The following is a 21,023-nucleotide window of genomic DNA, read 5'->3' on the forward strand; positions in this document are numbered from 1 at the left end:
GGCCGCGCTCACGCCTCCAGCAGCACCGCCGACCCCTGACCGCCGCCGCCGCACAACGCGGCGACGCCCACGGACCCGGGCCCGACCTCCTGCAGCCGCCGGGCCAGGTGCCCCACGACCCGTGCTCCGGACGCCCCGATCGGGTGCCCCAGCGCGATGGCCCCGCCATGGGCGTTGACCAGCTCCGGGTCGAGCCCGAGCATGTCCGCCGACGCGAGCACCACGGCGGCGAACGCCTCGTTGATCTCGACGGCGGCGAGGTCGCGGGGCGCCAGGCCGGCCCGCTCGCAGGCCGCGGTGATCGCGTTGGCCGGCTGCGCGTGCAGGCCCACGTCCGGCCCCGCGACCAGCGCGTGCCCCCGCACCCGCACGCCGGTCAGGCCGCGCGCGGCGGCCACCTCGTCCGCGACGAGCACCAGCGCCGCGGCGCCGTCCGAGATCTGCGACGCGTTCCCCGCGGTGATCGTGCCCTCGGGGCGGAACGCCGGGCGCAGGCGGCCCAGGCCCTCGAGGGTCGAGTCGGGCCGCACGCCGTCGTCGGCGTCCACGGTCACCGACCCGCGGCGCCCCGGCACCTCGAACGGCACGATCTCCTCGGCCAGCAGCTCGGCCGCCTTCGCCGCCCGCGTGTGCGAGGCCGCGGCCAGGGCGTCCTGCGCCTCGCGCGTGTTCCACGCGGCGGCGGCCATGCTCTCCCCGTGCCGCTCGGTGCTCAGCCCCATCGAGTCGCGCTCGAACGCGTCGGTGAGGCCGTCGTGCGTCATCGTGTCGATCAGCTCCACCGGGCCGAACTTCTGCCCGGCCCGCGAGCCCACCCACGCGTGCGGGGCCAGCGTCATCGACTCCATGCCCACCACGGCCACCACCTGCGCCTCGCCGCCCGCGATCAGCCGGTGCGCCTGCACCACCGCCTCCGCCCCGGACAGGCAGACGGCGTTGAGCGTCACGGCCGGCGCCGTCATCGGCACCCCCGCCCCGACGCCCGCCTGCCGGGCCGGATTCTGCCCGGCGCCGCCCTGCAGCACCTGACCGCCGATCACGACGTCCACCTCGCCCGGCTCGACGCCCGCCGCCGCCAGCGCCCCGGCGAGCGCGTGCGCGCCCAGCGCGGTGGCCGGCACTGCGGCGAACGCGCCGTTCGAGCGGACGAACGGCGTGCGGCGGTACCCCACGATCACGCTCATGATGACTGCTCCCCTCGGTCGATGGTTGAGCTTGCGCCGTCCTGAGCCTGTCGAAGGGTCGAAACCCTGGTCTCGACAGGCTCGACCGGCAGGACGGACTCCTCCAGCTCCACGACCAGCTCCCCCTCGGTGGCCTCGCGCACCTCGTCGACGGTGACGCCGGGCGCGAGCCGCCGGAGCACGAACACGGCCTCGAGCCCGTGGTCCGTCACGTCCAGCACGGCCCGGTCGGTGACGACCCGGTCGACCACGCCCTCCCCCGTCAGCGGCAGGGTGCAGCGGCCGCGCAGCTTGGGCGTGCCGTCGCGGGCCACGTGGTCCATGAGCGCGACGATGCGCCGGGCGCCGACCACGAGGTCCATCGCGCCGCCCATCCCCTTGACGAGCTTGCCGGGCACGGTCCAGCTCGCGAGGTCGCCGGTGGCAGACACCTGCAACGCCCCCAGGATCGCGATGTCCACGTGCCCGCCGCGGATCATCGCGAACGAGTCGGCCGCGTCGAAGAAGCTCGCGCCCGGCATCGCGGTGACCGTCTGCTTGCCCGCGTTGATGAGGTCCGCGTCCTCCTCGCCCTCCACCGGGAACGGCCCGATGCCGAGCAGGCCGTTCTCGCTCTGCAGCGTGATCCCGACGCCGGGCGGCAGGTGGTTCGCCACCAGCGTCGGGATGCCGATGCCCAGGTTGACGTAGTCGCCGTCGCGCAGCTCGGCCGCGGCGACCGCGGCCATCTGGTCGCGCGTCCAGGTCATGCCGCACCTCCATGCTCTACGCCGGTTGCGCTGGTCGAAACCCCTTCGCTGGTTGAGCCTGTCGAAACCCGGGTTTCGACAGGCTCAACCGGCGGGGTGGTCTCGACAGGCTCAGCCAGCGGGCGCACCGTGCGCTGCTCGATGTCCTTGACCCGCTCGCGCGCCAGCACCAGGCGGTTCGTGTAGATGCCGGGAGTCACCACGACGTCCGGGTCGATCGGCTCGTCCGTGATCTCCTCCGCCTCGACCACCGTCACGCGCCCCGCCGTCGCGATCACGGGGTTGAAGTTGCGTGCCGTGTACCGGTAGACGAGGTTGCCGAACCGGTCGGCCCGCCGGGCGTGCACCAGCGACAGATCGGCCACGATCGCCCGCTCCAGCACGTACCGACGGCCGTCGATCTCGTCCACGGGCTTGCCCTCGGCCACGGGTGTGCCCACGCCCGTCGGGGTGTAGAAGGCGGGGATGCCCGCACCGCCCGCCCGCAGGCGCTCGGCGAGCGTGCCCTGCGGCACGAACTCGACCTCGAGCTCGCCGTCCAGGTACTGCTGCGCGAACAGCTTGTTCTCCCCCACGTACGAGGCCAACACCCTGCGCACCTGGTCGTTCTCCAGCAGGATCCCGAGCCCCTTGCCGTCCACGCCCATGTTGTTGGACACGATCGTCAGGTCCTTCACCCCGGAGTCGCGCACCGCCTCGATGAGGTCGTTCGGATTGCCGCTCAGGCCGAACCCGCCGACGGCGATCGTCATGCCGTCGTGCAGCAGGCCCTCCAGCGCGGCCACGGCGCTGGGCTGCAGCCGTGTCGTCATCGTGGTCCCCCATTCTCCTCGACAGTACTTCCGACGACAGTACTTCCGACCGCGGCGCTGTCGGGATCACCTTGGTGCTGGCCGACCCGTTCCGCGCGGCGCAGCACCGCCTCGGCGTGTCGCAGCAGCGGGGCGTCCACCATCTGCCCGCCCACCGTGAGCACGCCCGCGCCGGTGAACGCGCCGGCGCCGCCGACGCCCGGCAGCCACTCGAACGCTTCCGCCTGACCAGCCGCGGCGGCGAGCACCTCGCGCGCCCGCTCGATCTCGGCCTCCGACGGCGCGAAGGCCGCGCGCACCACCGGCACGTGGCTCGGGTGCACGCACAGCGAGGCGGCGAACCCGCTCGCCGCGGCGTCCTCGGCCTCGTCGCGCAGGCCCGCCAGGTCGTCCAGCTCGAGGTGGACGGCGTCGATCGCCGCCTTGCCGGCCGCGCCCGCCGCCAGCAGCACCGCGGACCGGGCGTGCCGCGCGACGTCCCGGTACCGGCCGTCCGCTCCCCGGCTCGACGTGCCGTGCAGCGACGCGACCAGGTCCTCCGCCCCCCACGCGAGCGCGACGACGTCGGGCCGGGCCGCGAGCGCCGGTGCGGCGAGCACACCCGCCGCCGTCTCGCACAGGGCGACGACGGCGTACGGGCGGCCGTCGGGCCCCACCAGTGGGCCGACGAACCGGCCGTCCGCCTTGGGCAGCATCACCGTGCGGTAGGGCGTGTGCGCGAGGGCGGCGAGGTCCGCGTCGTGGTCGGGCGTGCCGACGGCGTTCACCCGCACGATCACACGGTCGGGATCGAGTGACTGTTCCACCAGGGCCGCGCGGGCCGCGTCCTTGCGCCCCGCCGCGACCGCGTCCTCGAGGTCCAGGATCGCCGCGTCCGCGCGGTCCAGGGCCTTGGCATATCGGTCGGGCCGGTCGGCCGGGCAGAACAGCAGCGCCGGACCGAGGGCGAAGGGGAGGGGGTTCATGTCCCCCTCCGGACGTCGGTCCCAGCACCGTCACTGGTGCGCTCGCTCTCGTGCGCCTCGTGACCCTCGCGCGTCCACATCAGCACCGTGCGCACGGCGCGGGCGACGACCTCGCCGTCCTGGTTGCGCCCCACGTGCTCGAACGTGACGACGCCGGTGCCCGGCCGCGAGCGCGACGGCCGCCGGTCCGTCATCGTCGTCTCGCCGTACAGGGTGTCGCCGTGGAACATCGGGTGCGGGAACGCCACGTCCGTGAAGCCGAGGTTCGCCACGATCGTGCCGCGCGTCAGGTGCGCCACCGACAGCCCCACCAGCGTGGCCAGCGTGAGCATCGAGTTCACCAGCGGTTTGCCGAACGGCTGCGTCGCCGCCCACGCCGCGTCCAGGTGCAGCCCCTGCGGGTTCATCGTGACGGACGTGAACAGCACGTCGTCCGCCTCCGTCATCGTGCGCCCCGGCCGGTGCACGTACCGCACGTCCGGCTCCAGCTCGTCGGAGTACAGCCCGCGCTGCACCTCGTCACGCATCGCGCCCTTCCCTCCCCGTGCCGAACAGGCGGTTGACACCGCTATGACGGCCGTCGGCGCGCGATAACGGTGTCAACCGCCTGTTCGGCACCTGCCCGGGGGTCACGACGCGAGCCCCAGGTCGCGGGCGATGACCATGAGCTGCACCTCGGTGGTGCCCTCGCCCACCTCGAGGATCTTGGAGTCGCGGTAGTGCCGCGCCACCGGGTTCTCGTTGAGGAAGCCGTACCCGCCGAAGATCTGCGACGCGTCCCGGGCGTTGGCCATCGCCGCCTCGCCGCCCACGAGCTTCGCCACCGACGCCTCGGCCTTGAACGGCTTCCCGTGCACCTGCTTCAGCGCGGCGTCCATCCAGCACAGCCGTGCCGAGTGCACGCGCGCCTGCATGCGCGCCAGCGTGAACGCGATGTGCTGGTTGCTGCCGATGGCGCGGCCGAAGACGTGGCGCTCGCGCGAGTAGCGCAGCGCCTCCTCCAGGCAGCCCTGCGCGGCGCCCGTCGCGAGCGCGGCGAAGGCGATGCGGCCCTCGTCCAGCGCGCGCAGGAAGTTGGCGTAGCCACGGCCGCGCTCGCCCAGCAGGTGGGCGGCCGGGACGCGCACGCCCTCGAGCGTCAGCGGGTGCGTGTCGGAGGTGTGCCAGCCGACCTTGTCGTAGGCCGGGCCGACGGCGAAGCCCGGCGTGCCCGAGGGCACCAGGAACGACGACAGCTCCGGCTGGTCCGAACCGTCCGAGGCCGTCCGGCGTCCGGTCACGGCGGTGACGGTGACGACGCTGGTGATGGGCGTGCCGGAGTTCGTGATGAACTGCTTGGACCCGTCGATCACCCACTCGCCCGCGCCGTCGGGCCCCGCGCCCTCCTCGAGCCGTGCCGTGGTGCGCGTGGCCCCGGCGTCGGACCCGGCCTCCGCCTCGGTGAGCCCGAAGGCGGCGAGCGCCCTGCCGGCCATGAGGTCGGGCAGCCACTTCTGCTTCTGCGCGCCCGTGCCGTGCCGAAAAATCGGCATGATGCCCAGCCCGACGCCCGCTTCGAGCGTCACCGCGATCGACTGGTCCACCCGGGCCAGCGCCTCGACCGCGAGGCACAGCGACACGTAGTCCTTGCCCTGCCCGCCCACGTCCACCGGGAACGGCAGGCCGAACAGCCCGAGGTCGCCCATCTGGGCGATGATCTCCAGGGGCAGGCGACGCTCGGTGTCGTACCGGTATGCCGCGGGGGCCACCACCTCGTCGGCGAACTCGCGCACCACGGCGCTGAGCTTGCGCTGCTCGTCGGTGAGCACGGTGGACTGGGTCTCGCTGATCATGACGCTCCTCGGGTGGCGGGGTCAGCCTGGATAGGCGCGGCCGCCGCGGCGGGGTGTGCCGGGGCGGGGGCTGGTGTGGCGGGGTCGATCGCGGGCGGGTCGACGACCGCGACGACCTGGTCGAGCCGCACCTGGTCGCCGGGCCGCACGTCGAGCCGGACGACGCCGGCGACGGGTGCGAGCAGCGGGTGCTCCATCTTCATCGCCTCGACGACGACGACGGGCTGGCCGGCGGTCACGACGTCCCCGTCCGCGACGGGCACCACCGACACCGTGCCCGGCATCGAGACCCGCACGGGCGCGACCTGCGCCGCGCCGTCGTCGGCCGCGGGCACCTCGCGCGCGGCGCGTCGTCGCGCGGCCTGCGCGGCCCGGTCGAGCACGGTGAACGACGTCGTCCGTCCGTCGACGTGCACCCACACCGCTGGTGTCGTGGGTGGGCTCGTGGCCCGGTTCCGCCCGCCGGAGTGGGCAACGAGCCCATCCACGACACCGGCCAGGGGCCGGGTGAGGCCGCCGACGGTGAGCAGGAACCGGTCGTCACCCAGCGGGCGCAGCGAGGCGGAAGTGGGCTCGCCGTCGTCGGTCGTGACGACGGCGTCGTCCGGCGTCCCGACGACGGTCACCGCGTGCTCGGCGCCCGCCGCGTCGACGAGCAGCACGCGGCGTTGCGCGGCGGGAGCGTTGAGTCGCCACCCGTCGGCGGCGGCCCACGGTCCGGGGGTCGCGTCGCGCGACGTCGGGAGCATCAGCAGCGCGGCGGCCACCCGTCCGACGGTCGAGCTCGCGCCGTCCTGAGGCTGTCGAAGGATCGAAGCCCGGTTCCCGAACGCTCGAGGGGTCTCGACAGGCTCGACCAGCGAAGCGGTCTCGACCAGCGAAGCGGTCTCGACCAGCGAAGCGGTCTCGACCAGCGAAGCGGTCTCGACCGGCTCGACCGGCTCGACCGGCGAGGCCGCGACGAAGCGGTCGATGAGGCCGGTGTCGAGGCGGCCGGCGCGCACGTCGTCGTCGGCCAGGAGGTCGCGCAGGAACCCAGCGTTGGTCTCGACGCCCAGCACGACGACGTCGGCCAGCAACCTGTCGAGCCGCCGGATCGCCTCGGCACGCGTCGGCGCCCACGCGACAGCCTTGGCCAGCATCGGGTCGTAGTCGCCGGTGACCTCCGTGCCCGAGCGCAGCCCGCTGTCGAGCCGGAGCGGCGAGGCGCCCGGCCCGGCGAGCGCCCCGGCGTCGTCGTATGCGAGCACGCGCCCGGCCGCGGGCAGGAACCCGCGCGCGGGCGACTCCGCGTACAGCCGAGCCTCGACGGCGTGCCCGCGCAGGCGCACGTCCTCCTGCCGGATCGCGAGCCGCTCCCCCGCCGCGACGCGCAGCTGCTGCTCGACGAGGTCGAGGCCGGTGACCATCTCGGTGACGGGGTGCTCCACCTGCAGGCGGGTGTTCATCTCGATGAACCAGAACGACGACGGGTCGTCGGCGGGCACGAGCAGCTCCACGGTGCCCGCCCCGACGTACCCGACGGACCGGGCGACAGCGCACGCCGCTTCGCCGATCCGCGCGCGCGTCGCGTCGTCGACGGCGGGCGACGGCGCCTCCTCGACCACCTTCTGGTGCCGGCGCTGCAGCGTGCACTCGCGCTCGCCCAGGTGCACGACGGTGCCGTGGGCGTCGGCGAGCACCTGAACCTCCACGTGCCGCGGCCGCTCCACCAGCCTCTCCAGCAGCAGCCCGTCGTCGCCGAACGACGACGCCGCCACCCGCCGGGCCGAGGCGAGCGCGTCCGGGAGCTCGGCCGCCGCGCTCACGACGACCATCCCCTTGCCGCCGCCGCCCGCGACAGGCTTGACCAGCAGCGGGAACCCGACGCCGTCGGCCGCCGCGACCAGGGCGTCGTCGTCGAGCCCGTCCTCGAGCGTGCCGGGCAGCACGGGCACGCCGTGGTCGGCGACGAGCCGCTTGGCGGCGGCCTTGTCCGCCATCGTCTCCATCGCCCCGACCGGCGGCCCGACGAAGACGATCCCCGCCCGCTCGCACGCCAGGGCCAGGGCGGGATTCTCGGACAGGAAGCCGTAGCCGGGGTGGATCGCGTCGGCGCCGGTGGCGACGGCCGCCGCGACCACCGCCTCCACGTCCAGGTAGCCCCCGAGTCGGATTCGACCTGCTGCGGCGGGCGCCGGGCCGAGGCGCACGGCGACGTCCGCCTCGCGCACGTGCCGGGCGTCCGCGTCGACGTCGGAGTACACGGCGACGGACCGGATGCCGAGGCGGCGCAGCGTGCCGATCACGCGGCACGCGATCTCCCCGCGGTTGGCGACGAGCACGGCGGTGAACGGTCGGGTGGACATGCGCCTCACATCCGGAAGAGCCCGAAGCGGGGCTCGGTCGGGGCGGTCGTCGAGGACCCGCCCGGCAGCGGCGTGCGGGCGCACACGCCGAGGGCGAGCCCGAGCACGCGACGCGTGTCGAGCGGGTCGATGATGCCGTCGTCCCACAGGCGCGACGTCGCGTGGTACGGGTCGCCGGCGACCTCGTAGTCGTCGCGGATCGAGGCGCGGAAGGACTCCTCCTCGGCCGGGTCCCACTCCTCGTCGCGCCGGGCGAGCTGGTCGCGCTTCACGGTGGCGAGCACGGACGACGCCTGCGCGCCGCCCATCACGGAGATCCGCGAGCCGGGCCACGACCACAGGAACCGCGGCGAGTACGCCCGCCCGCACATCGCGTAGTTGCCGGCGCCGAACGATCCGCCCACGATCACGGTCAGCTTCGGCACCCGGGTGGTCGCGACGGCGGTGACCATCTTGGCGCCGTCCTTGGCGATGCCGCCCGCCTCGGCGTCCCGACCCACCATGAACCCCGAGATGTTCTGCAGGAACAGCAGCGGGATGCCGCGCTGGTCGCACAGCTCGATGAAGTGCGCGCCCTTGAGCGCCGACTCCCGGAACAGCACGCCCGCGTTGGCCAGGATCCCGACCGGGTGGCCGTGGATGCGCGCGAACCCCGTGACGAGCGTGCTGCCGTACTCGGCCTTGAACTCGTGCAGCTCGCTGCCGTCCACGAGCCGGGCGATCACCTCGCGCGGGTCGTACTGCTGCTGCACGTCGACTGGTACAGCGGCGTACAACCCCGCGGGATCGACGGCGGGCGCGACCGCGGGCGCGACGTCCCACGCCGGGTCGGGGTCCGGCGGCAGGGTGGAGACGATGTCGCGCACGATGTCGAGCGCGTGCTCGTCGTCCTCGGCCAGGTGGTCGACGACGCCGGACCGCTGCGCGTGCAGCTCGCCGCCACCGAGCTCCTCGGCCGTCACGTCCTCGCCGATGGCCGCCTTCACCAGGGGCGGGCCGCCGAGGAAGATCGTGCCCTGGCCGCGCACGATGACGGTCTCGTCGCTCATCGCGGGCACGTACGCGCCCCCTGCGGTGCACGAGCCCAGCACCGCCGCGATCTGCGGGATCCGCTCCGCCGACAGCCGCGCCTGGTGGTAGAAGATCCGGCCGAAGTGGTCCCGGTCGGGGAACACCTCGTCCTGCCGCGGTAGGAACGCGCCGCCCGAGTCCACCAGGTACACGCAGGGCAGCCGGTTCTCGAGCGCGATCTCCTGCGCCCGCAGGTGCTTCTTCACGGTGAGCGGGTGGTAGGTGCCGCCCTTGACGGTCGCGTCGTTGCAGACCACCATCACCTGCCGCCCGCTCACCTGCCCGATGCCGGCGATGACGCCGGCACCCGGCCACGCTCCGACCTCGCCCGGGCCGGCGGGCTGCCCTGAGCTTGCCGAAGGGTCTACCCCGTACGCCGCGAGCGGCGCGACCTCGAGGAACGGGCTGCCCTCGTCGAGCAGCCGCGCCACCCGGTCGCGCGGCAGCAGCTTGCCGCGCGACGTGTGCTGGTCCCGGGCGCGCTGCGTGCCGCCCTCGGCGGCGACGGCGGTGCGGTCGCGCAGCCGGTCCGCCAGCGCGCGCTGCGCCTCGTCGTTGGTGCGGGCGGCGTCGGCGCGGGGGTCGACGGCGGAGGCGAGGACGGTCATGCGCCCGCCACCCCGTCGGTTGAGCTTGCGTCGTCCTGAGCCTGTCGAAGGGTCGAAACCCGGGCCCCCGTGGACTCGACAGGCTCGACCGACGGCAGCAGCAGGGCAAGGCCCGGGTCGGCGAGCACCGCCCCCAGCTCGGCGAGGAACCGGGCGCCCTGCTCGCCGTCCACCACGCGGTGGTCGAGCGTGAGGCTGAGCGTCGTCACCTGGCGCAGCGCCAGCTCGCCGTCGTGCTCCCACGGGCGGCGGGCCACCTGGCCGAGCCCGAGGATGGCGGGCTCGCCCGGGTTGAGGATCGGCGTGCCGGAATCCACGCCGAACACGCCGATGTTCGTGATGGTCAGCGTGCCACCCACCAGGCGCTGGGGCGTCGTGCGCCCGGCCCGCGCCGTGGTGGTGAGCTCCATGAGCGCGGCGGCGAGCCCGGTGAGGGACAGCGTGTCCGCGGCGGGGACGTGCGGCACGACGAGCCCCCGGTCGGTGGCCACCGCGATCCCGAGGTTCACATGCGGCGGGCGCACGATCTCCGCCTCCCCGTCCGCGCGGTCCACCCAACGGCTCGTGAGCGCGGGGTGCGCCGGCAGCAGCGCGCACACGGCCCGCGCCACGAGGGCGAGCACGGTGATCCGCTGCCCGCCCGCCATCGGGTGGGTCTTGAGGCGCGCCAGCAGCTCCATGCTCGCGGTGACGTCCACCGTGAGGAACACCGACGCCTGCGGCGCCGCCGCGCTCGCGACCATCGCCGCGGCCGTGCGCTTGCGGACCCCGCGCACCGGGGTGCGCGTCTCGCCGGACGGCGCGTTCGCCGTCGTCGTGCCCGTGCCCGTGCCCGACGGTGCGCCGGACGACGCCGCTTCGACGTCCTCCCGCGTGATGCGGCCGTGCGGTCCGCTGCCGTTGACCGCGGAGAGGTCGACGCCGCGCTGCCGAGCGAGCGTCCGCACCACCGGCGTCGAGCGCGGGCGTTCGCCCGTCCCCTCGCTGGTCGAGCTCGTCGAAACCCCGTTCGTGGTCTCGACAGGCTCGACCGACGAGGTGGTCCCGACAGGCTCGACCGACGAGGTGGTCCCGACAGGCTCGACCGACGAGGCGGCGGCGTACCGCCGCGGCCGTCGCGCCGGGCGTCCGGCGCGCTCCGGCCGGGCGCCGTACCCGACGAGGTTCGGCTCGGGCACATCCTCGCTGGTCGAGCTTGCCGAGACCCGGTTCGTGGTCTCGACAGGCTCGACCGACGAGGTGGTCCCGACACGCTCGACCGACGAGGTGCTCCCGACAGGCTCGACCGACGAGGTGCTCCCGACAGGCTCGACCGACGAGATGGTCCCGACAGACTCGACCGACGCCCCTTCCGACAGGTCGAAGGTGATCAGCGGTTCGCCGACCTCGACGGTCTGACCCTCCTCGGCGTGCAGCACCCGCACGACGCCGGCGCACGGCGACGGCAGCTCGACCAGCGCCTTGGCGGTCTCCACCTCCGCGATGACCTGGTTGAGCTGGACGGCGTCGCCGACGGCCACGCGCCACTCGACGACCTCCGACTCGGTCAGCCCCTCGCCCAGGTCCGGCAGCCTGAACTCGCGCATCGCCATCACGCTCCCACCGCCACGCCCGCGACGTCGCCCGCGGACGCCGGGACCCGCCCCAGCACGCGATCCACGCCGTCGAGCACGCGGTCGAGGTCCGGCACCTGGTTCCCCTCGAGCTTGGCGGGCGGGTACGGGATGTCGTAGCCGGTCACGCGCACGGGCGGCGCCTCGAGGTACTCGAAGCAGCGTTCGGTGGCCGTCGTCGCGATCTCGGCGCCGACGCCGGCCTCCCGCGGCCCCTCGTGCAGCACGACGAGCCGGCCGGTGCGCCGCACGGATGCGGCGATCGTGTCGTGGTCGATCGGCGACAGCGACCGCAGGTCGATCACCTCGACCGAGACGCCCTCGTCGGACGCCGCGACGGCCGCGTCGAGCGCCGTCGCCACGTGCGAGCCGAACGTCACGAGCGTCACGTCGTCCCCCGGTGAGACCACGCGCGCCGAGCCCATCGGGGCGACGTCGTCGAGCGGGAGGTCCGGGTCCACCTCGCCCTTGACGTGGTAACGCCGCTTGGGCTCGAAGAAGACGACGGGGTCGTCGCAGGCGATCGCCTGGCGCAGCATGGTGGCGGCGTCCTGCGGGTTCGCCACCGAGACCACCCGCAGCCCGGCCGTGTGCACGAAGTAGGCCTCGGGCGACTCCGAGTGGTGCTCCGCCGCACCGATGCCGCCGGCCACGGGGATCCGGATCGTGACGGGCAGCTTCACCGCCCCGTTGGTGCGCGCGTGCATCTTGGCGAGCTGGCTGACGATCTGGTCGAACGCGACGTACACGAAGCCGTCGAACTGGATCTCCACCACCGGCCGGTAGCCGCGGTACGCCAGCCCGATCGCGGTGCCGAGGATGGCGGACTCCGCGAGCGGCGTGTCCACCACGCGCCGCGCCCCGAACTCGGACTGCAGCCCGTCCGTCACGCGGTACACACCGCCGAGGCGGCCGATGTCCTCGCCGAGCAGCATGACGGTCGGGTCGTCGGTCATCGCCCGGCGCAGGCCAGCGCCCAGCGCCTTGGCGAGGGTGAGAGTCTGGGTGGTCATCGGTCGGCCCCCTGTCCGTTCGTGGCGGTCGTGGCGGTCGTGGCGTCGGACACGTCGGCGAAGCCCGCGAGGTAGCGCGCGTGTTCCTCGCGCTGGGCGCGCACCGCGGTGTGCGGCTCCGTGTAGACGTGGTCGAAGACGCTCAGCGGCGGCGGGTCCTCGATGGCGATGCAGCCCTCCCGCAGCTCGGCGGCGACGGCGTCGGCGGCGTCGCGCACGCGTGCCTCGTCGTCGTCGGTCAGCAGGCCGCCGGAGCGCAGGTACGCCGCGAGGCGCGCGACCGGGTCGCGCTCGGCCCAGGCGTCGACCTCGGCAGCGTCGCGGTACCGGGTGGGGTCGTCGGCGGTGGTGTGCGGGCCCATCCGGTATGTCACGGCCTCGACGAAGGTGGGGCCGCCGCCGGTGCGCGCGCGGTGCAGCGCCTCGCGGGTCACGGCCAGCACGGCCAGCACGTCGTTGCCGTCCACCCGCACGCCCGGGACGCCGAACCCGGACGCCCGCTGCACCAGCGGCACGGCCGACTGCAGCGCCACCGGCTCGGAGATCGCCCACTGGTTGTTCTGGCAGAACAGCACGTACGGGATCTGCCAGGTGGCGGCGAAGACGAACGCCTCGTTGACGTCGCCCTGGCTCATCGCGCCGTCGCCGACGTAGGTGACCACGGCGGGCGTGCCGTCGTCACCCGGGACGACGACGCCGCGCTCGACGTCGGCCTGGATCCCCAGCGCGTAGCCCACCCCGTGCAGGGCCTGCGCACCGATGATGACCTGCGGCGTCGCCATGCCCGCGGTGTACGGGTCCCAGCCGGAGGCGGTGACGCCGCGCCACACGCGCAGCAGCTCCACCGGCGTCACCCCGCGTGCCCGCGCGACGGCGTGCTCGCGGTAGCTGGAGAACACGAAGTCGTCATCGCGCATCGCCCGGGCCGAGCCCACCTGCGCCGCCTCCTGGCCCAGCAGCGGCGGCCACAGCGCGAGCTCGCCCTGCCGCTGCAGCGCCGTCGCCTCGGCGTCGATGCGCCGCGCGACGACCATGTCCTCGTACAGGCCGAGCAGCGTCGCGCGCGCCCCGTCCGAGCCGTCGTCGACGTCGGTCAGCCAGCGGTCCAGCCCCGGGTCGGGGTGCCGCACGCCCTTCTGGTCGAGCAGCCGGACCGCGCCGGCCATGACCGCGCCGGCGGTGCTCGTCGTGCTGTCGGTGCTGTTGCTCGTCGTGTCGTCCGTCGTACCGGACGCCGTCTCGGTCCGCGCTCCGCCCGCTCGTGACAGGTCGTCGCGGGACGTCGAACCCATGGTGCTGGGCATCGTCGCCTCACCTCGCGTGTCCCCGGCCGCTCCGCGTCGAGCGCCGGATACCGCGAACGTAGCGCCGCTCACAGGCCGCGACCACCACCTTCGCCCGCACTGCGCAGAGTGCTCAGCCTGCCCCCGCTACGCTGGTCGATGTGCGCAGCTACGACGCCGTGGACCTGAGCCTTCTGTCGGCCCTCGCCCAGGACCCGAGGGCCACCATCGCCGCCCTCGCGGAGCGCCTGCGCCTGTCCCGGAACACCGTGCACGCGCGGCTGGCCCGGCTCGAGGAGGCCGGCGCGTTCCTCGACTTCGACCGGCGCATCGACCCGCAGTTCCTCGGCCACCCGCTCACTGCGTTCCTCGAGGTCGAGGTGCGGCAGAAGGAGCTCGGACGCATCGTCGACGCGCTGGCCCAGATTCCCGAGGTGGTGCAGGCGTTCGGCCGCAGCGGTACCGCCGACCTGCGCGTGCAGGTGGTGTGCCGGGACACCGACCACCTGTTCCGCATCGACGCCGCCATCCTCGCCGTCGACGGCGTGGAGCGCACCGAGACGTCGCTGTCCATGGGCGAGCTCATCCCCTTCCGCATCCAACCGCTCATCGACCAGGCGCGCCGGGGGCTCTGACCCGCGGCGTCGATCGCGGTCGGGAAGGTCAGGTCCGCCAGGCGACGACGAGGTCCGCACCGTCGCGCGTCGACTCGATGAGCTCGGCGTTGGCCTGGTCCGAGCCGCGCGCCCAGCGCCGGGCGTCGGCGCGGCTCTTGCCGAACGCGTGGTGCCGCTCCTCCAGCCGCCCGAGCCGCACGTCGTCCGGCACGTCGACGTACCAGACCTCCGCCATCCGGGCGCGCGCGGCCGGCCACGCGCCCGAGGGTGCGAGCAGGTAGTTGCCCTCCGTCACGACCAGCGGCACGCCGGCAGGGACCCCGACCCCCGCCGCCACCGGCTCCTCGAGCTCGCGGCGGAACACGGGCGCGTAGACGGGCGGGTCGCCGGGCCGCGCGCCGGCGAGGCGCGCGACCAGCGCGGCGTAACCCGCGTCGTCGAACGTGTCGATCGCGCCCTTGCGGTCCCGGCGCCCGAGCTCGGCCAGGACGGCGTTCGACAGGTGGTAGCCGTCCATCCCCGCCTCGACGGCGAGCTCCGGCCCGAGCGCCTCGACGAGCACCCGGGCGAGTGTCGACTTCCCCGACCCAGGCGCCCCGACGATCCCGAGGATGCGCCGCTCGCCCAGCACCGCCAGGCGCCGGGCGCGTGCGACGAGCTCCGCCGTCGACGCCTCGACCGGCCCGCGCGACCTGTCAGGGCCACGACCTGCGAAACCGTGCTGTGGTCCTGACAACTCAATCGCCTCGCGAGTTGTCAGGACCAGGACCCTCAGAACCCGCGCGTGGGCCTGACAGGTCCGGGAGGTGCACCAGCCACGACCGCGGCCCGACGTGCGCCACCCGCGTGCTCGCGACGCGCACCGCCGCCGCGCAGGCGTCGGGCAGCGACTCGCCCCGGGCGAGCGCCACAGCGAGCGCCCCGTGGAACGCGTCCCCCGCGCCCAAGGTGTCGACCGCCGTCACCGACGGCACGGGCACGACGCCGCTGCCGGCCACGGCGCCGGTGGACGTGTCCGGCACCGACCAGGTCACCGGGTCCGCGCCACGCGTCACGACCACCGACCGCGCACCTAGCAGCAGTGCGCCGTGCGCGCCGTCCGCCGCCCCGGGGACGATGCCGGCGGGCACGGTGAAGTCGGCGCTCAGCGCCGCGACGTCCGCCGCGGGCAGCAGCTCGGCGAACAGGGGCCGCCACCGGCCGCCGTCGAGCACGACCCGCGGCCGCGGGCGCAGTCCCTCGACGTACGCGAGCACGGCCCGCGCGATCGCGGGGTGGTGGCCGTCGAAAAGCACGACGTCGGGCGCGGGGAGCCGGGCGAGCCGGACGGCGGTGGGCGTGGGCGCCACCGCGAGCGCGCCGTCGGGCGAGACGACGGACCGCTCGCCCGTGGCCTCGTCGACGAGGACCGCGGAGACCGCGAGCGGGAATCCCTCGTCCGGGCCGGCGACGTCGTGCACCTGCACCTCGCAGGCGTCCAGGTCGGCGCGGGCCGCCTGGGCGACGGGGCCGGCGCCGAGCGCACTGATCAACACGGACCGCGCGCCGAGGGCCGCGGCGGCCACCGCGGCGTTGGCCGCCGGGCCACCGGCCGCGACGTCCTGCCGCGTGGCGGTGACCTTCTCGTCCGCGCCCGGTCGCCCGGCCGCGCGGTGCACGACGTCGAGCGTGGTCAGCCCGACGAACCAGCAGACAGCCATCGGTCCCCCTTTCCTCGTCGGTCGAGCTTGCGCCGTCCTGAGCCTGTCGAAGGGTCCGGACCAGTGACGATCCGGGTTTCGACCGGCTCAACCAGCGAAACAACTTCCTAGCGGCCGGCGTCGTCCACGGCGTACGGCTCGATGGCGGCGATCTCGTCGTCGGTGAGCGCCGGGGCGGCGAGCGCCGCCACGTTGTCCTCGAGCTGCGCCACGGACGACGCGCCGATGAGCGCCGACGTCACGCGGTCGTCGCGCAGCACCCACGCCAGGGCGAGCTGCGCGAGGGTCTGGCCGCGGCCCTCGGCGATCGCGTTCAGCGCCCGCGCCCGCTCCAGGTACGTCTCGGTGAGGTTGGACGACGACAGGAACGGCGAGTCGCTGCGCGCTGCGCGCGAGCCCTCCGGCGCCGACCCGCCGAGGTACCGGCCGGTGAGCAGGCCCTGCGACAGCGGCGAGAAGACGATCGTCCCGATGCCGAGGTCCTCGACGACGTCGAGCAGCGATTCACTCTGCCGGCCGTCGTAGGCGTCCTCGCGGTCGGCGATCTCGACGTGCCGGTTGAACATCGAGTAGCTCGGCTGGTGGATGAGCAGCGGGACGCCGAGGTCGGCCAGCACCTGCGCGGCCTCGCGGGTGCGCGACGGCGAGTAGTTGGAGACACCCACGTACGTCGCCTTGCCCTGCTGGACGGCGGTCGCGAGCGCGCCCATCGTCTCTTCCAGCGGCGTCGACGGGTCCGGGCGGTGGTGGTAGAAGACGTCGACGTGGTCCAGGCCCATCCGGTTCAGGGACTGATCGAGCGACGCGAGCAGGTACTTGCGCGAGCCGTGGTCGCCGTACGGGCCGGGCCACATGTCGTAGCCCGCCTTGGTGGAGATGACGAGCTCGTCGCGGTACGGGCGGAGGTCCTTCGCCAGGTGGCGGCCGAAGTTCTCCTCCGCCGAGCCGTAGGGCGGGCCGTAGTTGTTGGCCAGGTCGAAGTGCGTGATCCCCAGGTCGAAGGCCCGGCGCAGGATGGCGCGCTGGGTGTCGAGCGGGTTCACGTCGCCGAAGTTGTGCCACAGGCCCAGCGACAGCGCGGGCAGGTCCAGGCCGGAGCGGCCGGTGCGGCGGTAGGTCATCGACTCGTAGCGGGCGTCGTCGGCCAGGTACCGAGGTGCGAGAGGCATGGCCCCATCTTCCATCACCGCCGGTCGAGCCGGTCGAGTTGATTGTCGGTCGAGCTTGTCGAGACCCGGTCTCGACAAGCTCGACCAGCGGACTCGCTCAACCAGCGGACTCGCTCAACCAGCGGCCGGCGGGACGGGGAAGTTCGCGCGGAACACGTTGTCCGCGTCCCAGTCGCGCTTGACCTCGCGCAGCCGGGTGAGCGTGGGCTCGGGGAAGGCGTCGGCGAGCCGCTCGGGCCGGGTGTCGGTGTCGAACGACAGGTAGAGCCCGTCGGTGTACGGCGCCATGACGGCGTCCCACACAGCGTCCAGCCGGTCCTGCGAGGACGACATCGCCGACAGCAGGAAGTTCTGGTGCCGGTGCGCGTACGCCGTCGCCCCCGGGTCGACGTCGTTCGCCGCGCCGCCGGTGGCCCGGATCTGCAGGAAGTACGTCTCCCCGGACAGCGCGAGCTTCTCGAACGCGCGGCTCGTGGCGGTGTCGAGGTGGTCGACCAGCCCCGACCGGACGGCCGGGTCGCCGCCGCCGGAGTGGTGCTTGTCCCCCGCCTGCACGACGCCCGAGTACGGCATCAGGTAAGCCTGGTGGCCCAGCAGCGGCCCGGCGCCGGCGAGCCGCTCGAGCTGCTCCACCGCCGCGTCGGTGTCGTCGCCCGCGAAGACGGTCATGAGCTGCGCGACCGGCCCCTGATCGTCGCTGCCGTCCGAGAGCCGCCCCCGGCGCCCGGGCGACAGGATGAGGAAGCTCGTGAGCTCGCGCGGCGCCGACTCGACGACGGCGCCCCAGCGCTCCAGGACGCCCGCGATGTCGGTGGCGTCGAGCGTCATCTGCGAGAACACCACGTTCCCCAGCTCCATGGCCTCGACCTCGACCCACGTGACCGCGCCCAGATTGCCGCCGGCCCCGCGCAGCCCCCAGAACAGGTCGGGGTGCTCGTCGGCCGACGCGCGCACCACGCGCCCGTCGGCGGTCACGACCTCAGCCGCGACGACGTGGTCGATCGTGAGGCCGTAGGTGCGGCCCAGGTACCCCACGCCGCCGGCGGTGGCGAGCCCGCCCACCCCGACGCCGCCGTAGTCGCCCGAGCTGATGGCCCAGCCCCGCGGCGCGAGGGTCTCCGCCACGCGGCCCCAGGTGGCGCCGGCGCCGATCCGCACCCGGCGCGCGGCCTCGTCGACCACCTCGATCTGGTCCAGCGCCCCGAGGTCGACCACGATGCCGCCGTCGTTGGTGGACCGGCCGCTGATGCCGTGCCCGCCGGAGCGCACCCCGAGCGGGACGTCCTGCGTCCGCGCGAACCGCACGGCCTCCGCGACCTGCTCGGCGTCGCGCGGGCGCAGCACCAGGCCGGGCGCGCCGGAGCGCAGATAGTTGTGGCGGACGACGTCGTAGGCGCGGTCGCCCGGCTCGACGGCGCTCGGCGCCAGCGTGGCGGGAACGCCGGCGTAGTCGATGTCCGGGCGACGCAGGGCGATCGCCCGCTCGCCGCGCTGCGTCGCGGCCGAGGCCGTGCCCGACGACGCGCGCTCGCGCGCCACCGCCTCGCGGACGGCGGGCGCGACCTCCTGGCCGTAGACCTGGATCAGGTTCGGGTCGTCGGCGGCCAGGATGAACGTGCCGATGCCGTCGGAGAGCGCGAGCGCGGAGAGCTCCTCCACCCACTGCTCCACCGGCCCCTGCAGGAAGCCCTGGCGCGACGGCGCCAGCTCGCCCTGGACGTTGAGCAGTCGGCGCACCGCGGCGGGATGACGGCCGGCGGCCGTGGCCGCCTCGTCGATGATCTCGTGCCCGCGCTGCAGGTCGCCGTCCTTGAGGTACGCCAGCGACGGGAGCCAGCCGTCGGCCTTGCGGCCGATCAGGCGCAGCATGCGCGGCTTGAGCGCGCCGAGCCAGATCGGCACGTCGTGGGCGGGCTCGGGGCCGCGCTTCGCCCCGGCCACGCGGTGGTGCGTGCCGTCGACCCGCAGCCCCCGGCGCTCCCGGCCGTCCCAGATGCCGCGGATGATGTCGAGCGCCTCGTCCAGCGCGTCGACGGACTCGCCGGGGGTGAGCCGGGTGCCACCCATCGCGACGATCGGGTCCCAGAACCCGCCGGCGCCGAGGCCGAGGGCGGTGCGGCCGCCCGAGAGCAGGTCGAGCGACGCGACGGCGCGCGCGAGCACGGCGGGCTGCCGCAGCGGCAGGTTGAGCACGTTGCCCGCGACGGTCACCCGCTCCGTCCGCGCGGCCACCCAGGACAGCAGCGTCCACGTGTCGAGGAAGGCGGGCTGATACGGGTGGTCCTGGAACGTCACCAGGTCCAGGCCCGCGGCCTCCGTCAGCTGGGCGAGCCGCACCGGCACCTGCGGGTCGCGGTTGGTGGGGGTGATGAACGTGCCGAAGACCAGGTCGTGGCCGTAGTCCGTCATGCGGGACCTTTCGCGGGGAGGACCGCTCCCGGGATGGGAGATCGTCTGCACCACAGACGATATCAGCGCCAACTCTTCTGACCAGCCGCACATTCCCTTACGATGGCCGGGTGACCACCACGACGGACGCGAGCACCGACAGCGCGACCCCCTCCCCGCTGGGTTGGTCGCTCGCCGCCCTGCTGCGCGAGTGGAGCAACCACGTCGCCGCCGTGTGCGCCGACGTCCCGCACGGCCCGCGCGGCTACGAGGTGCTGGCCGCCGTGGTGCACGACGCGCCGCCCACGCAGGCCGCGCTCGCCGCCCGCCTCGGCATCGACCGCACCGTCATGACGTACCTGCTCGACGAGCTCGTCGGCTGCGGCCTGGTCGAGCGGCAGCCGGACCCGTCCGACCGCCGCGCCCGCCGCATCGTCCCGACCGACCACGGCCGCGCCGTCCTCGCCGACCTCGACGCGCGGGTGCGCACGGCCGAGGACGAGCTCCTCGGCGGCCTCGAGGTCGCCGAGCGCGACGCCCTGCGCCACCTGCTCGCGCGGGCCGCCACTGGCGCCGCCCCGGGCGACGACCGCTGCGCCGTCGTCGCCCGGGTGGTGGACGCGGGGGCCTGACCGCCAGCGTTCAGCCGGCGATCCCGACGGTCACCACGGCACCGGCCCGAGGGCGTCCACGAACGTCCCCGACGGCGCCGAGTCCGGCAGCGTCGCGGCCCGGTGCACCACCTCGGCCGCGTCCTCGGGAGCCAGCGGCGCGTGCTCCCGGGCCATGGGCGCGAGATCGGTCCGCACGAACCCCGGGCAGACCGAGGTGACCTTGATCGGCGTCCCGGCGAGCGCCTTCGCCAGCGCCACCGTGACGCCGTTGAGCGCCGCCTTCGACGACTGATAGGCCGGCACCACCGTGGCGTAGTAGGGCGACGCCGAGTCCTGCTGGTCCGCGAACGAGCCCATACGGGTACTGACGTTGACGATGCGTCCCGCGGCGCTGCGGCGCAGCAGCGGCAGGAACGCCTCGAGGACGGCGACCGGTCCGAGCACGTTGGTCGCGTAGGTGCGGCGGAACAGCTCCAGGTCCACCGCCTCCGTCGCGTCCGACGTAGCCTCGGGCAGCACCCCGGCGTTGTTGACCAGCACGTCGAGCCGGCCGAACCGGTCCCCCACGAGCGTGGCCGCGGCGCGGACCTGTTCCGCGTCGGTGACGTCGAGCAGCACGCTGCTGGCCTCGCCACCCTCGCTCCGGACGAGGTCGGCCGCGGCACGACCGGCCTCGTCGCTGCGCGCTCCGACCACCACGTGGTGGCCGTCGCGGGCGAGCCGTCGGGCCACGGCCAGCCCGATCCCTCGGGTGGCTCCGGTGACGAGTGCGATCTGCATGACGTGTCCTCTCGGGGAGCGGTGACGCGCCCCGGGCGGGGCCGCACGCCCATCACAGCAACGCCGCGGCACGGGCACTGGCGGGAATCGGTCACCTCGCGAGGACGAGATCCCCGGTCGAGCCTGTCGAAACCAGCAGCACGAACGCTGGTCGAGCCTGTCGAAACCAGCAGCACGAACGCTGGTCGAGCCTGTCGAAACCAGCAGCACGAACGCTGGTTGAGCCTGTCGAAACCAGNAGGACGAGATCCCCGGTCGAGCCTGTCGAAACCAGCAG

The 21,023-nt window shown here is 74.3% G+C and carries 18 protein-coding genes; 2 read left to right on the forward strand and 16 right to left on the reverse strand.

Annotated features, from left to right (window positions below; translation table 11 throughout):
- Positions 1 to 8 precede the first annotated feature (8 nt).
- The 11 genes from AC1C2W_RS10350 to pdhA all read right to left on the reverse strand — a co-directional run bounded on the left by AC1C2W_RS10350 (position 9) and on the right by pdhA (position 13,499).
- Positions 9 to 1,184, reverse strand: a complete 1,176-nt coding sequence (locus AC1C2W_RS10350; protein ID WP_495413043.1) for an acetyl-CoA C-acyltransferase — start codon at positions 1,182 to 1,184, stop codon at positions 9 to 11.
- Positions 1,181 to 1,933: a 3-oxoacid CoA-transferase subunit B gene (locus AC1C2W_RS10355; protein WP_495413044.1), complete on the reverse strand. Its 753-nt coding sequence runs from the start codon at positions 1,931 to 1,933 to the stop codon at positions 1,181 to 1,183. Before AC1C2W_RS10355 ends, AC1C2W_RS10350 begins: the two co-directional genes overlap by 4 nt.
- On the reverse strand, positions 1,930 to 2,745 hold the full coding sequence (locus AC1C2W_RS10360; protein ID WP_495388783.1) for a CoA transferase subunit A: 816 nt from the start codon (positions 2,743 to 2,745) through the stop codon (positions 1,930 to 1,932). The genes AC1C2W_RS10355 and AC1C2W_RS10360 overlap by 4 nt, the downstream gene beginning before the upstream one ends.
- Complete coding sequence (locus AC1C2W_RS10365; RefSeq protein ID WP_495388784.1) at positions 2,742 to 3,710, reverse strand: HpcH/HpaI aldolase/citrate lyase family protein; 969 nt, start codon at positions 3,708 to 3,710, stop codon at positions 2,742 to 2,744. Before AC1C2W_RS10365 ends, AC1C2W_RS10360 begins: the two co-directional genes overlap by 4 nt.
- Positions 3,707 to 4,237: a MaoC family dehydratase gene (locus tag AC1C2W_RS10370; RefSeq protein WP_495388785.1), complete on the reverse strand. Its 531-nt coding sequence runs from the start codon at positions 4,235 to 4,237 to the stop codon at positions 3,707 to 3,709. Before AC1C2W_RS10370 ends, AC1C2W_RS10365 begins: the two co-directional genes overlap by 4 nt.
- A gap of 102 nt (positions 4,238 to 4,339) precedes the next feature.
- On the reverse strand, positions 4,340 to 5,542 hold the full coding sequence (locus tag AC1C2W_RS10375; RefSeq protein ID WP_495388786.1) for an acyl-CoA dehydrogenase family protein: 1,203 nt from the start codon (positions 5,540 to 5,542) through the stop codon (positions 4,340 to 4,342).
- Complete coding sequence (locus AC1C2W_RS10380) at positions 5,539 to 7,890, reverse strand: acetyl/propionyl/methylcrotonyl-CoA carboxylase subunit alpha (protein WP_495413045.1); 2,352 nt, start codon at positions 7,888 to 7,890, stop codon at positions 5,539 to 5,541. Before AC1C2W_RS10380 ends, AC1C2W_RS10375 begins: the two co-directional genes overlap by 4 nt.
- Before the next feature lie 5 nt (positions 7,891 to 7,895).
- Positions 7,896 to 9,569, reverse strand: a complete 1,674-nt coding sequence (locus AC1C2W_RS10385) for a carboxyl transferase domain-containing protein (protein ID WP_495413046.1) — start codon at positions 9,567 to 9,569, stop codon at positions 7,896 to 7,898.
- Complete coding sequence (locus tag AC1C2W_RS10390; RefSeq protein ID WP_495413047.1) at positions 9,566 to 11,161, reverse strand: dihydrolipoamide acetyltransferase family protein; 1,596 nt, start codon at positions 11,159 to 11,161, stop codon at positions 9,566 to 9,568. Before AC1C2W_RS10390 ends, AC1C2W_RS10385 begins: the two co-directional genes overlap by 4 nt.
- Positions 11,161 to 12,195 (reverse strand): alpha-ketoacid dehydrogenase subunit beta, encoded by a 1,035-nt coding sequence (locus tag AC1C2W_RS10395; RefSeq protein ID WP_495413048.1) that lies wholly within the window; start codon positions 12,193 to 12,195, stop codon positions 11,161 to 11,163. Before AC1C2W_RS10395 ends, AC1C2W_RS10390 begins: the two co-directional genes overlap by 1 nt.
- The gene (gene pdhA / locus AC1C2W_RS10400; protein WP_495413049.1) at positions 12,192 to 13,499 is read right to left on the reverse strand and encodes a pyruvate dehydrogenase (acetyl-transferring) E1 component subunit alpha; all 1,308 of its coding nucleotides are present in this window, start codon (positions 13,497 to 13,499) and stop codon (positions 12,192 to 12,194) included. Before pdhA ends, AC1C2W_RS10395 begins: the two co-directional genes overlap by 4 nt.
- 140 nt (positions 13,500 to 13,639) lie before the next feature.
- Between pdhA and AC1C2W_RS10405 the strand changes: the two genes are divergently transcribed.
- Positions 13,640 to 14,113 carry an Lrp/AsnC family transcriptional regulator gene (locus AC1C2W_RS10405; RefSeq protein ID WP_495388792.1) on the forward strand — a complete coding sequence of 158 codons (474 nt, stop codon included), beginning with the start codon at positions 13,640 to 13,642 and terminating at the stop codon, positions 14,111 to 14,113.
- Positions 14,114 to 14,141: 28 nt separating this feature from the next.
- On the opposite strand, the gene AC1C2W_RS10410 is transcribed toward AC1C2W_RS10405, so the two are convergent.
- The 4 genes from AC1C2W_RS10410 to AC1C2W_RS10425 all read right to left on the reverse strand — a co-directional run bounded on the left by AC1C2W_RS10410 (position 14,142) and on the right by AC1C2W_RS10425 (position 19,373).
- Complete coding sequence (locus tag AC1C2W_RS10410) at positions 14,142 to 14,831, reverse strand: nucleoside/nucleotide kinase family protein (RefSeq protein WP_495388793.1); 690 nt, start codon at positions 14,829 to 14,831, stop codon at positions 14,142 to 14,144.
- A 1-nt stretch (position 14,832) separates the two neighbouring features.
- Positions 14,833 to 15,795: a carbohydrate kinase family protein gene (locus AC1C2W_RS10415; protein WP_495388794.1), complete on the reverse strand. Its 963-nt coding sequence runs from the start codon at positions 15,793 to 15,795 to the stop codon at positions 14,833 to 14,835.
- Between the two features lie 107 nt (positions 15,796 to 15,902).
- A complete protein-coding gene (gene mgrA, locus AC1C2W_RS10420) occupies positions 15,903 to 16,964 on the reverse strand; it encodes an L-glyceraldehyde 3-phosphate reductase (RefSeq protein WP_495388795.1) in 1,062 nt (353 codons plus the stop codon).
- 114 nt (positions 16,965 to 17,078) lie between these two features.
- The gene (locus AC1C2W_RS10425) at positions 17,079 to 19,373 is read right to left on the reverse strand and encodes an LLM class flavin-dependent oxidoreductase (protein ID WP_495413050.1); all 2,295 of its coding nucleotides are present in this window, start codon (positions 19,371 to 19,373) and stop codon (positions 17,079 to 17,081) included.
- A 110-nt stretch (positions 19,374 to 19,483) separates the two neighbouring features.
- Between AC1C2W_RS10425 and AC1C2W_RS10430 the strand changes: the two genes are divergently transcribed.
- A complete protein-coding gene (locus tag AC1C2W_RS10430) occupies positions 19,484 to 19,984 on the forward strand; it encodes a MarR family winged helix-turn-helix transcriptional regulator (protein WP_495388797.1) in 501 nt (166 codons plus the stop codon).
- A gap of 30 nt (positions 19,985 to 20,014) precedes the next feature.
- On the opposite strand, the gene AC1C2W_RS10435 is transcribed toward AC1C2W_RS10430, so the two are convergent.
- Positions 20,015 to 20,746 (reverse strand): SDR family NAD(P)-dependent oxidoreductase, encoded by a 732-nt coding sequence (locus tag AC1C2W_RS10435; RefSeq protein WP_495388798.1) that lies wholly within the window; start codon positions 20,744 to 20,746, stop codon positions 20,015 to 20,017.
- Between the last annotated feature and the right edge of the window lie 277 nt (positions 20,747 to 21,023).

The organism is Isoptericola sp. Y581 (assembly GCF_059445475.1).

What these genes read in the sequence shown, in the direction of transcription:
- AC1C2W_RS10350 (WP_495413043.1), bottom strand. Translation starts at nt 1,184, where the DNA reads ATGAGCGTGATCGTGGGGTACCGCCGCACGCCGTTCGTCCGCTCGAAC.
- AC1C2W_RS10355 (WP_495413044.1), bottom strand. Translation starts at nt 1,933, where the DNA reads ATGACCTGGACGCGCGACCAGATGGCCGCGGTCGCCGCGGCCGAGCTG.
- AC1C2W_RS10360 (WP_495388783.1), bottom strand. Translation starts at nt 2,745, where the DNA reads ATGACGACACGGCTGCAGCCCAGCGCCGTGGCCGCGCTGGAGGGCCTG.
- AC1C2W_RS10365 (WP_495388784.1), bottom strand. Translation starts at nt 3,710, where the DNA reads ATGAACCCCCTCCCCTTCGCCCTCGGTCCGGCGCTGCTGTTCTGCCCG.
- AC1C2W_RS10370 (WP_495388785.1), bottom strand. Translation starts at nt 4,237, where the DNA reads ATGCGTGACGAGGTGCAGCGCGGGCTGTACTCCGACGAGCTGGAGCCG.
- AC1C2W_RS10375 (WP_495388786.1), bottom strand. Translation starts at nt 5,542, where the DNA reads ATGATCAGCGAGACCCAGTCCACCGTGCTCACCGACGAGCAGCGCAAG.
- AC1C2W_RS10380 (WP_495413045.1), bottom strand. Translation starts at nt 7,890, where the DNA reads ATGTCCACCCGACCGTTCACCGCCGTGCTCGTCGCCAACCGCGGGGAG.
- AC1C2W_RS10385 (WP_495413046.1), bottom strand. Translation starts at nt 9,569, where the DNA reads ATGACCGTCCTCGCCTCCGCCGTCGACCCCCGCGCCGACGCCGCCCGC.
- AC1C2W_RS10390 (WP_495413047.1), bottom strand. Translation starts at nt 11,161, where the DNA reads ATGGCGATGCGCGAGTTCAGGCTGCCGGACCTGGGCGAGGGGCTGACC.
- AC1C2W_RS10395 (WP_495413048.1), bottom strand. Translation starts at nt 12,195, where the DNA reads ATGACCACCCAGACTCTCACCCTCGCCAAGGCGCTGGGCGCTGGCCTG.
- pdhA (WP_495413049.1), bottom strand. Translation starts at nt 13,499, where the DNA reads ATGCCCAGCACCATGGGTTCGACGTCCCGCGACGACCTGTCACGAGCG.
- AC1C2W_RS10415 (WP_495388794.1), bottom strand. Translation starts at nt 15,795, where the DNA reads ATGGCTGTCTGCTGGTTCGTCGGGCTGACCACGCTCGACGTCGTGCAC.
- mgrA (WP_495388795.1), bottom strand. Translation starts at nt 16,964, where the DNA reads ATGCCTCTCGCACCTCGGTACCTGGCCGACGACGCCCGCTACGAGTCG.
- AC1C2W_RS10425 (WP_495413050.1), bottom strand. Translation starts at nt 19,373, where the DNA reads ATGACGGACTACGGCCACGACCTGGTCTTCGGCACGTTCATCACCCCC.
- AC1C2W_RS10435 (WP_495388798.1), bottom strand. Translation starts at nt 20,746, where the DNA reads ATGCAGATCGCACTCGTCACCGGAGCCACCCGAGGGATCGGGCTGGCC.